The sequence below is a fragment of the Streptomyces tendae genome (assembly GCF_014650435.1).
GTDB classification, from domain to species: Bacteria; Actinomycetota; Actinomycetes; order Streptomycetales; family Streptomycetaceae; genus Streptomyces; species Streptomyces tendae.
The window spans coordinates 156,901-170,685 of record NZ_BMUY01000004.1 but is presented as its reverse complement, the minus strand read 5'-3'; the positions used below and the strand labels follow the sequence as shown (position 1 = coordinate 170,685).

Sequence of the window (13,785 nt, the reverse complement as noted above, 5' to 3'; positions counted from 1 at the left end):
GCAGTCCGGGCAGGCACGACGGTCGGCCAGGATTCGGTCCGGGGCCCGGACGAGGCGAGGAGAGGACCACGGAAGGCGATCGGTCTCGGGATCTCCCGCCGGGGTCACGGCAGCGCGCGGACACGTGGGCCGCGCGGCTGCTGACCTTCTCCGCGGGGGCCGTCAACGCCTGGGGTTTCCTCTCCCTCGGCGGCGTCTTCACCAGCGTGGTCACCGCCAACTCGGCGTTGATCGGGGTGGGGCTGGGCGGCGCGGACCCGACCCTCGGCGGCCTGGCCGCCGTCGCGGTGCTCTGCTACGTGCTCGGCGCGGCGGCAGCCGGCCGGGCGGCCGGTCAAGCGCACCGGGGCGGACGCCCGCACCGGGCCGACTTCCTCCTGCTCGAACTCCTCCTGCTGTGGGCCGTCGTGGGGTGGTGGCTCGCCGTGGACGGCGACCCGTCGGGCGGGGAGCGCACGGCGATACTGGGCACGGTGGCGGCCGCGATGGGCTGCCAGAACGCCGGTGTCCGCGTCGCGATGGGCGCACAGCTGCCGACCGCGTACCTGACGGGCCTGCTGACCGGGGCGGTCACCGACGCGGTGACGGACCGGCGCATCCAGTGGCGCGTCCTGGTCACGATGACCCTCCTGATCCTGGGCGCGGCCGCCGCCACGCTGCTGGAGCGGCTGCTGCCCCAAGCCGCTCCGCTGCTCCCCGCGCTGCTGGTGACGGCGGCGTGGCTGACGGTGCACGCGCGTACGGGGGTGCGGCGCGCCTCCTGACGCGCCGCACCCCCGTGTCGCCCGAGCCGCGGGTCCCGTGGTCAGTCCAGGTGACCCACCCGGAACGTCGTCGTGTACTCCCGCTCCTCGCCGGGTTCCAGGAAGGTCATGGAGCCGTCCTCCCGGGCCGCGGCCTCGCCCTGCACATGGTGCGTGGACGGTTCGAAGCCGACCGCGTAGGCGCCCTCGCGCAGGTGCAGCCACTGGAAGAAGGACGGGAACCGGGCCGTGTCGAACTCCAGCTCGAAGTAGACGCCGAGGCGTTCGTTGACCAGGCGGGGCCGGGCCAGACCCGCCGCGTCGGCCTCCAGTTCGTGCTCGTACACCTGCTCGACGAAGCCCGGCAGCGGGGCGGGCATCTCGGTGTGCGAGACGCCCTGTTCGGCGACGCTGTCGCTGCGCCACAGGGTGCGGTGCGGCGGCAGCTCGTAGCGTGCGCCCTCGTCGAGGAAGGGCCAGCCGACGTTGACGTGGTACAGGTACATGTGCGGTGTCGGGTCGAAGCCGGCGTTGCGCACCCGGTCGGTCAGCCGGATCTCGCTGCCGCCCAGGTCGGCCTCGATGCGGCGGGTGAGCCGCAGGTGCTCCCCGAAGATCGCGGCCTGGCGCACCTCGCCCTCCGCCCAGAGCACGCAGCGGCCGTCGTCCTGCCAGCGCTCGCCGTACCCGGTCAGCCGGGCCGGGAGGTTGGCGACCCGCCCGTGGAGGGCGTGCACGGCGGTGCGCCGTGGCGGGTAGCGGTACTGCGAGGCGTCCACCTCGGCGCCGAAGAGCGTGTGGTCCAGGCCCGCGGTGAGCAGCAGCCCCGAGAAGCTGCGCATCATGGACAGACCGTCGTCGTCGCGGTACTCGTGCAGACCGGGGTGCCTGAAGCCCGTCGCCGAGCGCCAGCCGAAGCCCCGCCCCTCGAACTCGGCCCCGCCCAGGTCCATCGCCCGGTCCACCAGCACGTCGAACGAGAGACCGGCGCCGGTCCGGAACTCCAGCGTGCGGATGCCGCGTTCGGAGCCGTCGTCCAGGACGACGGAGCGCACCCCGCCCGCCGCGCTCAGGTCGCCCGCGTGCCGGGCGAGGGACCGCCGGTCGTGGGAACGTCCGTACAGCTTCACGCCATCACCCACCCTCCGTTGACCTCGAGGCACTGACCCGTGACGAACGACGCGTCCGGGCCGGTGAGGAAGGACACCACCGAGGCCAGTTCCTCCGGCCGCCCGCGCCGCTTCAGGGCCTGGTGGTCGAGTACGTGCCGCCGGTAGGCCGCGGGGTCCTCGTGGATGTCCTCGGCCGCGGTCGGAAAGGCGCCGGGGGAGACGCAGTTGACGCGTATCTCGGCAGGACCCAGCTCCCGGGCCAGCGCACGGGTCAGGGCGACGGCGGCTCCTTTGGTGGAGACGTAGGCGGCCAGGGAGTCCCAGCCGCCGTGCATCGTGATCGAGGCGACGTTGACGATCGCCCCGCCGCCCGTCTCCGTCATGTGCCGGGCGGCGGCCTGCGCGGCGACCCAGTACGCACGCTGGTTGACCGCCACCACCTCCTCGTACTCGGCGAGCGGTACGTCGAGGAAGACCCGGCTCGGGTACACGGCCGCGTTGTTGACCAGCACGTGCAGCGGACCCAGTTCGGACACGGTTCGCTCCACGGACGCCTCGACCGCCCGCGCGTCGCGCAGGTCGGTGGTGAGGGAGAGCGCGCGTGCGCCCGCCCTCTCGACCAGCGCGGCGGTGTTCCCCAGGGACTCGGCGTCGCGGTCGAGTACGGCGACGTCGAGTCCGTCGGCGGCCAGCCGGACGGCGGTGGCCCGTCCGAGGGCGCCACCGGCACCCGTCACGAGTGCGGCTCGGGGTTGCTTCATGACGTTCCTCTCAACGCTTGCGGAAGACGGGAGTGCGCTTCTCGGCGAACGCGCGCCGGCCCTCGGCGGCGTCCTCGGTGGCGAAGCAGACGGTCTGCAGGTCGCGCTCGTAGGCGAGCGCCTGGTCCTCGGGCAGGTTGCCGGCGGCCCGCAGGTTGATCTTCGCGGTCTCGGCGGCCACCGGAGCGCGGGAGGCGATCACGGCGGCCAGGGCACGGGCCCGGTCGAGCAGCCCGGCGCGGGGCACGACCTCACTCACCAGGTGCCAGTCCAACGCCCGCGCGGCGTCGATGCGTTCGCCGGTGAGCAGCATCAAGGCGGCGTTGCTCGGCCCGGCGGCGCGGCTCAGGAAGGCGGCCATGCCACCGCCCCCGATCCAGCCGAGCGTGATCTCCGGTGCCCCGAAGGACGCCGTGTCCGCGCCGAGGCGGATGTCGCAGGACAGGGCGGTCTCCAGTCCGCCGCCCAGGGCGTAGCCGCCGACCGCGGCGACGGTCGGCGTGCGGGCGGCGCGGATGGCGTCGCAGTAGTCGACGCGGTTGCGGAAGTCCCACGGGGTGGCGTACCGGTCGAGGGTGCCGATGTCCGAGCCGACGCTGAAGGAGCGCTCGCCCGCCCCGGTGACGACGACGGCCCGTACGTCGTCCGTGGTGTCGCACCACTCGATCGCCCGCACGAGGGCGCGGGACATGTCGGGGGTGACTGCGTTGAGTTTGGCGGGCCGGTTCAGGGTGAGGGTGGCGACGCGGTCCGTGACGTCCAGCAGGACGTGGTCGGTGCCGAGTTCGGGCGGCGGGAGGGTGCCGGTGTCGCTCATGTCCGGTGTTCCTTCGGTGTCCGGCTCGCCCGGTACAGGGCGCGCATCCGGTCGAGTGCTTGGCGGTGGTCGGTCTCGCCGGCGAGCGCGGCGCGTACGGCGGCCGATGCGGCGGTCTGGAAGCCGATGTAGCCCGCGTGCCTGGGACGGACCCAGGCCCGCTCGCAGGTGGCGGCGGTGCCCCGGTAGAAGTCGGCGGCGACGGTTTCGGAGCTGGTCCAGGCGGTGCGGGCACTGGGCTGTCCGTTGTGCCGGGGCAGGAAGTCGCCCTGCGCCTCGGGGGACATCAGCCAGCGCACGTGGGCGAGGAGTTCGGGGGAGGGGACGCAGCGGGAGCTGAGTGCGATCCCGGTGCCGCCGAGCGTGGAGCCCGGACGGCCGCCCGCCGCCACGGCGGGGGCGTCGCTGAACGTCACGCGGTCGGCGTAGGTGACGTACCCGAACACCAGCGGGCAGTGCGCCAGCAGGTCCGTGCCGGCCATCAGCTCCAGCAGTCCGATCGGGTTGAGCGCACGCGTCCCGGGCGGGGCGAGGGCGTCGAGGGCGGCCATCAGGTCGAGCACCGCGAGTCCCGTGGCGTCGCCGATCAGCTCGTCGGGGTCGGCGGCCGGTTCCTCTCCCATGGCGACCGCCACGGAGGCGAAGGTGAGGAAGGCGTGCGGCCCGGCCAGGGACAGGGCCACGGGCGCCCGGCGGGCGAGACGGTGGACCTCGTCCCACGTGCCGGGCGCCTCGCCGACGAGGTCGGTCCGGGTGGCGGCGACCTGGGTGGCGGCGTCCAACGGGAGCGCCCACTGACGGCCGCCCATGGCGTACGAACGCATGGTGGGGCCGATGGAGCCGGCGCCCCAGCGGGCCAGTTCATCGGCGGTGAACAGGTCGTCGAAGGGCCGCAGGCACCCGGTGGCGAGTGCTTCGCCGAGGTGCGGGTGGTCGAGGACGACCAGGTCGTAGCGGGAGCACAACGCGTCGATCGGGTGGGACTCGAAGCCCTCCAGGGGCTGGACGTCCCAGTGCACGAGGCCGCCCGCGGACGCGGCGAGCGCGTTGTGGCCGCGCGGGTGGTCCCACGTCAGTCCGCGGTAGGGCGGTGCGGTGTGCGTCATGAGGTCGTCTCCGCCACGGCGCCGGTGGCGAACAGTTCCTCGATCTCCCGTTCCGCGAGGCCCGCCTCGGTCAGCACCTCGCGGGTGTGCTCCCCGACGAGCGGGGCGCCGCGGTCGATGCGGGGCGGGGTGGCGGAGAACCTGTAGGGGAATCCGGGCACGGTCACGCTGCCCTCGGTGGGGTGGTCGTAGGTGACGAAGGTGCCGTTGTGGCGGATCTGGGGGTCCTGGACCAGGTCGGCGTAGCCGTAGACGGGGCCGGCCCATATGCCGGCGGCGGCGAAGGCGTCGAGCCAGTGCCGCGACGGCCGGGTCAGCAGCCGGGCGGCGGTGCGGGCGAAGATCTCGTCCCGGTGGGTCCAGCCGTGCTCCTCGTCCTCCATGGAGAGGAAGCTGTCCTCGCCGAGGATCTCGCCGAGCTTCTTCAACGGCGGGAAGGCGAGGACGAGATAGCCGTCGGAGGTCTGGAAGGCCCCGTAGGGCGAGCGGATGTAGACGTGGGCGTGCGGTTCGGCGGAGCGGGTCTGGGGCAGCCCGCCGACGGTGTGGACCGACAGCTCCTGCATCTGGAGGGTGGTGACCGCGTCCAGCATGTTCACCGTCACCAACTGGCCCTCGCCGGTGCGTTCGCGGTGCAGCAGCGCGGCGAGCACCCCCTCGAAGGCGGTGGAGGCGGTGACGGCGTCCACGAGGTACTGGCCCGCGGCCCGCGGTGCCTCGCCCGAGCGGCCGCTGGACAGCATGGCCCCCGACATCGCCTGCAGCAGCAGGTCCTGGCCCGGGCGCTGGGCGTAGGGGCCGTCCTCGCCGTACCCGGAGATGGAGACGTAGACGAGGGAGGGGTTGATCGCGGCCAGGGAGGCGTAGTCGACGCCCAGGCGGTCGGCGACGCCGGGCCGGTAGTTCTGCAGGAAGACGTCGGCGCCCGCGACGAGGCGGCGCAGGACCTCCTTGCCCGCCGGGTCCTTGAGGTCGACGGCGAGGGACCGCTTGTTGCGGTTCAGGGAGAGGAAGGAGACGTTGATCCGGTTGCCGGCCGCCCCGCCGGCCGCGGCGTGACGCTGCCACTCCCCGGTGACCGGTTCGACCTTGACGACGTCGGCGCCGAGGTCGCCGAGGCGCTGGGCGGCGAACGGACCGGCCATGGCGATGGAACAGTCGAGGACCCGGTACCCGGCGAGGACGCCGGGTTTGTCGCGTGAGGTCATGGGGCTCCTTGCAGGCGGCGGACGGAGAACGGCGGGCGGCACCGGCGCGGACGATGGGCGGCATCGGCGCGGCGACGGGCGTCGGACGGATCGGGAGGGTTCCGAACCCTATTGTTAGCGCTAGCGATAGCGCTAACATGCACGCTAGGCGGGCGCCGCTCGCAGTGTCAACGCCCTTGTCCCGACCGCTCGCACCCTTCGGGAACGGGCCGGGCAACACGAAAGGAATCCCATGAACCAGTGGCCCGACGCCACGACCACCCTGCCCGCCGACGGCACCGGGGGCGCGCTCGTCGGCCGGGTCTGGCGCCCCGGCCTCGGACCGTCCGTCGTCGCCGTCCGCGAGGACGGGCTGCACGACATCACCACCACCTTCCCCACCGTCCGCGACCTGTGCGAGACACCGGACCCGGCCGAACGCCTGCGCGCCGCCCGCGGCGAACGGATCGCAGGACTCGACGAGGTGCTGGCCAACACGCCCCTCGACGGCCGGAACCCGCGACGGCCCTGGCTGCTCGCGCCGGTCGACCTGCAGGCCGTCAAGGCGGCCGGGGTCACCTTCGTGGTGTCGATGCTGGAGCGGGTCATCGAGGAACGTGTCCGCGGCGACGCCGCCGGTGCCGCCGAGGCCCGGGAGGGGATCCGCCGGCTCGTCGGCGACGACGTCGCCTCCCTGCGTCCCGGCTCCGACGAGGCCGCAGCGCTCAAGGAGATCCTGGTCGCGCAGGGAGCGTGGAGCCAGTACCTGGAGGTCGGCATCGGTCCCGACGCCGAGATCTTCACCAAGGCGCCCGTGCTGGCCGCCGTGGGCAGCGGCGCCGACGCCGGGGTGCACGCCGCCTCCCGCTGGAACAACCCGGAGCCGGAGGTGGTGCTGGCCGTCTCCTCCACCGGGGCCGTGGTCGGCGCGACCCTCGGCAACGACGTCAACCTCCGCGACGTGGAGGGGCGTTCCGCGCTGCTGCTGCCCCAGGCCAAGGACAACAACGCCTCGGCCGCCCTCGGACCCTTCCTGCGGCTGTTCGAACCGGGCTTCCGCATCGACGACGTACGGCGGGCCACGGTCACCCTGACCGTCGAGGGCGCCGACGGGTACCGGCTCGACGCCGAGTCCTCGATGGCCGCCATCAGCCGCGATCCGCTGGACCTGGTGGCGCAGTTGGTGGGCCCGCACCACCAGTACCCGGACGGCGCCGTGCTCTACCTCGGCACGATGTTCGCGCCCGTCGAGGACCGGGACGCGCCCGGACAGGGGTTCACGCATCACGACGGCGACCTCGTCGCCATCGCCACGCCGAAGCTCGGCACGCTCGTCAACCGGATCCGGCCGAGCGAAGCCTGCGTGCCGTGGACGTTCGGCATCGCGGACCTGATGCGGGCCCTGGTGGCACGGGGAGCGCTGTGACGCCCGATATCGTTTCCGGCGTGAGCCAGCCGCCGCCCCGCCGTCCCCGCAAACGATCCGCTACCCGTTCGGTGACCCTGTCGGACGTCGCGGCGGCCGCCGGGGTGTCGGCTCAGACGGTCTCCCGGGTCGTCCGCGACCCCCTGTCGGTGTCCGACGAGACACGGGCCCGGGTCCAGGCGGCCCTCACGGCCACCGGCTACGTGCCCAACCTGGCCGCCAGCAACCTGGCCTCCAACCGCAGCCGTACGGTCGCCGCCCTGGTGCCGCAGATCAACGCCTCGGTCTTCGCCGACACCGTGCACGCCTTCTCCACGGCGCTGGCGGCCCACGGCTACCAGATCTTCGTCGGGACCACCGACTACCGGCCCGAGCACGAGGAGGAGGTGCTGCGCAGCTTCCTGGGCCGGCGGCCGGACGGACTGCTCGTGGTGGGGACCCGCCACACCCCGGGCACCCTGACGCTGCTCGGGGCGGCCGGGGTGCCGGTCGTCGAGACCTGGGGCTGGTCCGAGGACCCGGTGGACCTGCTGGTCGGCTTCTCCAACGCGGCCGCCGCGGCGGCGATGGTGGACCACCTCGTCCGGCGCGGCCGGCGCCGCATCACCTTCGCGGGGCGGCACACCTCCGGCGACCCCCGGGCCGCGGAACGCCTCGACGGCTACCACGGCGCCGTCCGCGACCTGCTGGGCAGCGAACCGCGCACCGTGGACGCCGGTCCGGAGCCGGTCACCATGGACACCGGTGTCGCCCTGCTGGACCTGGCACTCGAGCGGTACCCGGACTCCGACGCCGTGATGTTCTCCAGCGACGTCTTCGCCGCCGGCGCCCTCCAGGCATGCGTACGGCGCGGCATCGACGTGCCCGGCACGCTCGCCCTGGCCGGCTTCGGCGACTTCGAACTGGCCCGGCACCTGGTCCCGGCGCTGACCACGGTGGCCGTACCCAGCGCGCGGATCGGGGAGCTGAGCGCCGAGCTGCTGCTCACGCGGATGCGCGGCGCCGCGGTCGACGTCCCGCACCGCGACGTGGGGTACCGGGTCGTCGCACGCGAGAGCACCTGACTCGCGAGAGCAGCCGACACGCGTGGCGCACCGGATCGCCGGAGGAGGGAGCACCCGAGGCTCCGGGCGCCCCCACCGGGTCACGCCCGGGCCGCCCACACCAGCCCGCGGCCGACGATCGCCGCCGTCTGCGGCACCCGGAGGTCCGCGACGCGGTGGCCGAGGGTGCAGACGAAGACCCGCCCCGCTCCCCAGCGGCGCGTCCACACCACCGGGAACTCGACGGGTTCGTGCCACGGGTCGGCCGGACCCGGGGCCAGCACGGACGTGGCCAGGACGGTGTTGAGGGAGTCCGTGAGCACCCAGTAGTGCTCGGTCTCCACGTCGTAGTCCGTGATGCCCTCGACGATCCCGCCGTCCCGGTCCGGCGTGGCGGCGATGCGCACGGTGAACTCCTGGAACCCCTCCGGGTGCCACAGGAAGCGGCCCCCGACCATCCGCAGGTAGCGCGGGTTGGCGACGTTCGTGGCGACCACGCCCCCGTGCCAGCCCGCGAAGCCGGTGCCCGCCTCCACCGCGTCGACCAGGCCCTTCTCCTGAGCCGCCGTCAGGCCGCCCGCCGACCAGGAGTGCACGACGAGGTCGGTCGCGGCGAGCAGGCCGGCGTCCTCGTACACCGACAGGTCCTCGGCGACCTCGATCCCGAACCCCGCGTCCTCCAGGGCGGGCATGACCGACTCGGTGCAGCCGACCGGGTCGTGACCCTCCCACCCGCCGCGGACCACCAGGGCCTTTCGCATGCTCATGTACTGCTCCCTCCACGCGCCCTCGACGCGCCCTCGACGTGCCCCGATGGGGCGGTCTCACCGTGTCTGCGGCGCGAGTCCGAGGCCGGCGTCGGCCGGCCGGACGTGCGGTCCCGACGGCAGGGACCACCCTCCCGACGCGGCCCGCGCGACGATCCGCTCCTCGTCCACCTCGATGCCCAGGCCCGGGGTGTCGCCGAGGACGATCCCGCCGTCGGCGATCTCCTGGTCCACCCGCAGTCCGACCGGGAAGGACAGGTCCTGCACCTCGGTCACCAGGTGGTTGGGCACGGCGGCCGCCGCGTGCGCGACCGGGTTGGCGTCGTACCCGACGGGGCTCACCGGCAGTCCGTGCCCGAAGGCGAGGGTGGAGACGCGCAGGAAGTGGGTGATGCCCCACACGGCGCCGGTCTGCACCACCCCCACGGCGTCCGCGGCCAGCAGCGGCCGGAAGTGTTCGAGGCCCGTCAGGTTCTCCCCGGTCGCGACGGCGGCACGGACCCCGGTCGCGACCGCGCGGTGTCCCGCCACGTCCCAGCGCCGGACCGGTTCCTCGATCCAGGTCAGCTCGACGCGCTCCTCCACCTGCCGGGCCAGACGCACCGCCTGGTGCCGTCCCCAGGACTCGTTGACGTCGTACATGAGCGCCGGGCGGTCGCTGTTGACCCGGAACACGTCGCGGACCGCGGCCAGGCGCCGCACGTCCCGGTCCACGTCCAGGCCGCCCTTGACCTTGGCGCCGGTGAACCCGCGCCGCGCCCACCGCTCGTGGAACGCGACGAGTTCGTCGTCGGTGAGTGCGTAGTCCAGACCGGAGGCGTAGCCCGGCACTAAGCGGTCGGCGGCGCCCAGCGTCCGCCACAGCGGCTCCTGGGCGATCTTCGCCTTGAGGTCCCACAGCGCCATGTCGAGGGCGCCGATCGTGGCGAACACCTGCCCGCCGTGCCCGGACTTGAAGACGTGCGCGAGCATCCTGTCGTACAGCGAGGTGACCGCGCGGGGGTCCTGGCCCTCCAGGGCGGGGAAGACCCGTGCGGCGTCGGCGTTTCCGCCGAGACCCACGCCGGTCAGGCCCTCGTCGGTCTCCAGCAGCAGGACCGGCACCTCGGTGACACCGGCGGTGACGACGCCGTTCACGTCGCCCACCGGCCGCCCCCACTCGTGGACCGTGGCAAGGGACCGGTATCCGGTGATGCGCATCGCTCTCCCACGGATGAGTCATAACTTGTGATACGAGTGATGACCTTAGCATGTTCGGCTAACCTGGGGTCATTGGACAGCGGGGGCCGGGCGAACCTGCACGAACATTGGGAGTCTCTGACCAGATGATCAAGCCATCCGCGGACACCACCGCCGTGTCCCGACCTCAACGGCGTCGGCCGCCGCTCGCTGCGGCCGTCGTCCAGAGCCTCGCCACGGCCATCGTGCTCGGTGAGTACCCGCCCGGCACCGCGCTGCCGTCGGCGGGCGAGCTCTGCGAGGAGTACGAGGTGAGCCGGACCGTGATCCGGGAGGCGACGACGACGCTCGCCGAGAAGGGACTGGTGGCGACCCGTCAGGGCTGGGGGACCGTCGTCCTGGGCCAGGACCAGTGGAGCCTGCTCGACCCGCTGGTCCTCGACGCGCTGTTCCAGCGCGAGGACCGCCTGGTCTACCTGGACAACCTGATCGAGATCAGGACCACCCTGGAGTGCGCGATGGCCGCCCGCGCCGCCGGGCTCATCGAGGAGGAGCAGTCGGCGGCGCTCTCCGCCAAGCTCGACGAACTCGCGGGTCTCATCGACGACCCCGCGGCCTACTCACGCGCGGACATAGAGTTCCACGAGATCATCCACCGCGCCTCCCGGGACGCGTTCGGGAGAGCCATCGTCTCCAGCATCCAGGGCAAGGCCGTGCGCTCCCCGCAGTACAGCGGGGACCCGACCCGCGAGGACATCGAGCTCACGCACGAGGCCCACGCCCGGGTCGCCGCCGCCGTGCTCGCCGGGGACGGCGAGGCTGCCGCGGAGGCGATGCGCGAGCACATCACGTCGTCGTGGGCCCGCCGCCGGCCGGCCGACACGCAGGACGCGTAGGAGACGCGACGAAGCGGCCGAGGCACCCGTTCCCGGACGGGCGCCTCGGCCGCGCAGCGATGCGGGCTCAGCCGGTCACGGCCGTCCGATCCCCTCCGCGATGACGTTCCGGTTCCACTCCGCGACCCACGCGGCCCCGTACGCCCGGGCCACCGCACCGGAAGCGGAGAACTTCAGCGTGTCGAGGTCCAGACCCGTCTCCGCCACCGAAGCAGCCGCCACCGCCCGGGTGTTGACCTTGTCGCTCCAGCGCGACAGCTTGTACTCCGCCGCGGGCTCCGTGAAGGCCGCGGTCGTCTCCACGAACCCCGAGCCGCCGCCGACGACCACCGCGTGGTCGATCTCCACACCGGACGGCACGTAGAGCGAGTCCGCGTCGTCCCAGACCGTCGCCCGGCTGCAGCCGTTCGTACCCGCCGTCGCGTAGTTCGCCGCCGTGCACTCCTCGCCCGTCGCGGTCACCCGTGGCACGTACCACCGCTCGACCTGCGGGTACACGATCGGCTTCCCGTCGGAGTACGTCGCCCGCCCATTCGTGTAGTGCCCGTGCCAGGCCGCCACCGTCTCGGGCGTCGCGCTGTACTTCTCGCCCTCGCGGACGTCGAGGAAGGAGTTGAACCTGCTCTGCAGCACCCAGCTGTTGTCCAGCGGCAGCCGGGTCTCGCCCTTCTTGTGGTAGATGCCGCCGTGACCGACGTGCTTCACCCCGATGAACACGTTGTCGTTCGCGGTGTTGCCGTGTCCGGAGTTGAGGTTGACGCCGGAGTTCGAGCCGTTCACCACGTTGTGGTGGAAGCGCACACCGGACGCGCCGTCGTCCATGTACAGCGCGTCGTTGGACCCGCCGATCTTCTCGAAGTGGTTGTACGCGACCTCGTTGCCGAGGTACGTGAAGTCCCGGCCCGCGTAGACCGCGCCCATGTCCCCGGCGTTCTTCACCACGTCGTGGAAGTGGTTGTGGTTGACGCGCATGTCGTTGCCCATGATCTGCACGGCCATGTGCGGTGCGTCGTGGACGTAGTTGTACTCGAAGGAGTTGCCGACCCCGTACAGGTAGCCGGCGGGGGTGTAGGTCGCGAGCTTCGAGAAGCGCGCGATCTCGTTGTGCCGGGCGACGTTGTCGCCCCGTTCCAGCGTGGCCCGGTCGCCGCCGCCGAGCAGGACCCCGCCGCCGCCCAGGTCGTGGAGGTAGGAGTTCTGCACGATGTTGTCGTGGCCGCCCTGCAGCGTCTCGTAGTCGGGCATGGTCGTGATGGTGTCGGTGGTCCGGCCGATACGGACGGCGTCCATGCTCACGTTGGAGATGTCGACCGCGTCGACGAGCGTGCCGACGGCGTCCAGGAGTTGCACGCCGCTGACGAGCGACCCGGTCATGGTCAGGCCGCGCAGGGTCACGCCCTGGGTCCCGTCGAGCAGGAAGAAGTTCTTGTCGAAGGTCTGGAGCGTGGTGTCCTTGCCCTCGATCGTCCCGCCCTCGGGCCGGTAGTAGAGGACGTCGTTGTCGTCGTAGCGGTCGATGTAGTACTCACCGGCCGTGTCCAACTCCGAGAGGACGTTGAGGACCTTGACCTTGGTCCACGCGTCCTGCGGGATGTACATCGACGGGTACTTGGTGTAGAGCCGGTCCTCGCTCCAGGACAGGATCCGCACCATGTCGTTGGCGTAGTTGTTGCCGAAGTACCCCGACAGCCAGCCCTCGGTCTCGGCCTTCGTGTTGTCGATGTCCTCGATCCACCGCGGGTCGAGCTGCACCGGGACGTCGGCGTACTCGCCGAAGCCACGGGTACCGAGGTCGTCCACCGTCGGCACCGCCTCGGGCGCCCAGCTCTTGTAGCGGTCCCCGGCCGCCGCTCGACCGCCCACCGTGAAGATCTGCGGCGTCATGCGCCGCATCTCCTGAGGCGACCAGGTGTCGCGTTGCTCCGGGTCGTCGAGCTGCTGCTTCTTGTCCTCGAACTGGGCCCGCGGGGTCGTGCCGGAGGAGTTCCAGTCGTCCTGGAGTCCGAAGCGGGCGTCGAGGTCCACGTTCATGAGGTCCCGGGGACCCTCGGCGTCCCACTTGTCGCCCGTACCCCACAGGTGACAGTCGGTTTCCGTCGTGGCGCAGGAGTTCCCGTTCGGGTACTCGGCCAGGACCTGGGTGTCGCCGCCGACCACCAGTTCGGGAGCGAAGGGGTCCTGCACCCAGTTGAAACCGTTCTTGTACAGGGTCCCCGGGTCGATGCCCTGGGCGCCGAGGTCGTAGACCCACACCCCCTCACGCAACTCGGGCGTGTTCAGCCGGGAGTGGGAGGAGTACTGCGGCTGGGCGAGGGTCTCCTCGGAGAGGTCGGTGAGCTTCTTCCACCCCTCGGCGGGCAGCTCGTGCGATCCGGTGATCGTCACCTTCTCGTTCCGGTACGGGGCGTAGGTGACCCAGGAGTTCGCGGCGCCCTTCAGCTCGACGGTGTCGTCGAGGACGTAGGTGCCGCCCCGGATCAGCACCGTGCCGCGGGCCTCGGCCGAGGTGCGGCCGGCCAGCGCGTCACGGGCGGCGGCGATGGTCCGGAACGGGTCCTTGCGGCCGCCGCTGTTGGCGTCGTCCCCGTCGGCGGCGGAGACGTAGACCGTCAGCTTCCCTGCAGCGGCCGAGGCGCCTGCCGCGGCAGCGGCCCCGGTCGCCGGTCCGACGGCGCCCGCCGTCAGTGCCAGGGCGAGCGCGGCCCACAGGGTGCGGGCCGGTCGTCGCCGGGTTCTCAGCATGGGGGT

At 72.5% G+C, this 13,785-nt stretch carries 12 protein-coding genes; 4 read left to right on the top strand and 8 right to left on the bottom strand.

The window, feature by feature from the left end; translation table 11 throughout:
* Positions 1 to 137 precede the first annotated feature (137 nt).
* On the top strand, positions 138 to 764 hold the full coding sequence (locus tag IE258_RS12860) for a YoaK family protein (protein WP_189743587.1): 627 nt from the start codon (positions 138 to 140) through the stop codon (positions 762 to 764).
* A 41-nt stretch (positions 765 to 805) separates the two neighbouring features.
* Here IE258_RS12860 and IE258_RS12855 read toward each other — a convergent pair whose 3' ends face one another.
* Genes IE258_RS12855 through IE258_RS12835 form a run of 5 tightly spaced genes read right to left on the bottom strand, consistent with a single transcriptional unit; the run spans position 806 to position 5,747 of the window.
* Positions 806 to 1,873 carry an aldose 1-epimerase family protein gene (locus tag IE258_RS12855; RefSeq protein WP_189742927.1) on the bottom strand — a complete coding sequence of 356 codons (1,068 nt, stop codon included), beginning with the start codon at positions 1,871 to 1,873 and terminating at the stop codon, positions 806 to 808.
* Positions 1,870 to 2,616, bottom strand: a complete 747-nt coding sequence (locus tag IE258_RS12850) for an SDR family NAD(P)-dependent oxidoreductase (RefSeq protein WP_189742925.1) — start codon at positions 2,614 to 2,616, stop codon at positions 1,870 to 1,872. Before IE258_RS12850 ends, IE258_RS12855 begins: the two co-directional genes overlap by 4 nt.
* A 10-nt stretch (positions 2,617 to 2,626) precedes the next feature.
* The gene (locus IE258_RS12845; RefSeq protein WP_189742923.1) at positions 2,627 to 3,433 is read right to left on the bottom strand and encodes an enoyl-CoA hydratase/isomerase family protein; all 807 of its coding nucleotides are present in this window, start codon (positions 3,431 to 3,433) and stop codon (positions 2,627 to 2,629) included.
* Positions 3,430 to 4,539 carry an extracellular solute-binding protein gene (locus IE258_RS12840; RefSeq protein ID WP_189742921.1) on the bottom strand — a complete coding sequence of 370 codons (1,110 nt, stop codon included), beginning with the start codon at positions 4,537 to 4,539 and terminating at the stop codon, positions 3,430 to 3,432. The genes IE258_RS12845 and IE258_RS12840 overlap by 4 nt, the downstream gene beginning before the upstream one ends.
* Positions 4,536 to 5,747 carry a CaiB/BaiF CoA transferase family protein gene (locus IE258_RS12835; protein WP_189742919.1) on the bottom strand — a complete coding sequence of 404 codons (1,212 nt, stop codon included), beginning with the start codon at positions 5,745 to 5,747 and terminating at the stop codon, positions 4,536 to 4,538. Before IE258_RS12835 ends, IE258_RS12840 begins: the two co-directional genes overlap by 4 nt.
* A gap of 232 nt (positions 5,748 to 5,979) precedes the next feature.
* Between IE258_RS12835 and IE258_RS12830 the strand changes: the two genes are divergently transcribed.
* Positions 5,980 to 7,152, top strand: a complete 1,173-nt coding sequence (locus IE258_RS12830) for a fumarylacetoacetate hydrolase family protein (protein WP_189742917.1) — start codon at positions 5,980 to 5,982, stop codon at positions 7,150 to 7,152.
* 20 nt (positions 7,153 to 7,172) lie between these two features.
* Entirely contained in the window at positions 7,173 to 8,216 is a 1,044-nt protein-coding gene (locus IE258_RS12825) for a LacI family DNA-binding transcriptional regulator (RefSeq protein WP_229892088.1), read from the top strand.
* 80 nt (positions 8,217 to 8,296) lie between these two features.
* On the opposite strand, the gene IE258_RS12820 is transcribed toward IE258_RS12825, so the two are convergent.
* Both IE258_RS12820 and IE258_RS12815 read right to left on the bottom strand, forming a co-directional pair.
* Positions 8,297 to 8,962, bottom strand: coding sequence for a ThuA domain-containing protein (locus IE258_RS12820; protein ID WP_189742912.1), 666 nt, complete (start codon positions 8,960 to 8,962; stop codon positions 8,297 to 8,299).
* A gap of 57 nt (positions 8,963 to 9,019) precedes the next feature.
* Entirely contained in the window at positions 9,020 to 10,162 is a 1,143-nt protein-coding gene (locus IE258_RS12815) for a mandelate racemase/muconate lactonizing enzyme family protein (RefSeq protein WP_189742910.1), read from the bottom strand.
* Positions 10,163 to 10,287: 125 nt separating this feature from the next.
* On the opposite strand from IE258_RS12815, the gene IE258_RS12810 reads away from it, so the two are divergent.
* Positions 10,288 to 11,037 carry a FadR/GntR family transcriptional regulator gene (locus IE258_RS12810; protein WP_189742908.1) on the top strand — a complete coding sequence of 250 codons (750 nt, stop codon included), beginning with the start codon at positions 10,288 to 10,290 and terminating at the stop codon, positions 11,035 to 11,037.
* A 75-nt stretch (positions 11,038 to 11,112) separates the two neighbouring features.
* On the opposite strand, the gene IE258_RS12805 is transcribed toward IE258_RS12810, so the two are convergent.
* Positions 11,113 to 13,779: a right-handed parallel beta-helix repeat-containing protein gene (locus tag IE258_RS12805; protein WP_189742907.1), complete on the bottom strand. Its 2,667-nt coding sequence runs from the start codon at positions 13,777 to 13,779 to the stop codon at positions 11,113 to 11,115.
* Positions 13,780 to 13,785: the final 6 nt, after the last annotated feature.

Bases quoted from the DNA above. Each gene is read 5' to 3' on its own strand.
- IE258_RS12850 (WP_189742925.1), bottom strand. From the start codon at position 2,616: ATGAAGCAACCCCGAGCCGCACTCGTGACGGGTGCCGGTGGCGCCCTC.
- IE258_RS12845 (WP_189742923.1), bottom strand. From the start codon at position 3,433: ATGAGCGACACCGGCACCCTCCCGCCGCCCGAACTCGGCACCGACCAC.
- IE258_RS12840 (WP_189742921.1), bottom strand. From the start codon at position 4,539: ATGACGCACACCGCACCGCCCTACCGCGGACTGACGTGGGACCACCCG.
- IE258_RS12835 (WP_189742919.1), bottom strand. From the start codon at position 5,747: ATGACCTCACGCGACAAACCCGGCGTCCTCGCCGGGTACCGGGTCCTC.
- IE258_RS12830 (WP_189742917.1), top strand. From the start codon at position 5,980: ATGAACCAGTGGCCCGACGCCACGACCACCCTGCCCGCCGACGGCACC.
- IE258_RS12820 (WP_189742912.1), bottom strand. From the start codon at position 8,962: ATGAGCATGCGAAAGGCCCTGGTGGTCCGCGGCGGGTGGGAGGGTCAC.
- IE258_RS12815 (WP_189742910.1), bottom strand. From the start codon at position 10,162: ATGCGCATCACCGGATACCGGTCCCTTGCCACGGTCCACGAGTGGGGG.
- IE258_RS12810 (WP_189742908.1), top strand. From the start codon at position 10,288: ATGATCAAGCCATCCGCGGACACCACCGCCGTGTCCCGACCTCAACGG.
- IE258_RS12805 (WP_189742907.1), bottom strand. From the start codon at position 13,779: ATGCTGAGAACCCGGCGACGACCGGCCCGCACCCTGTGGGCCGCGCTC.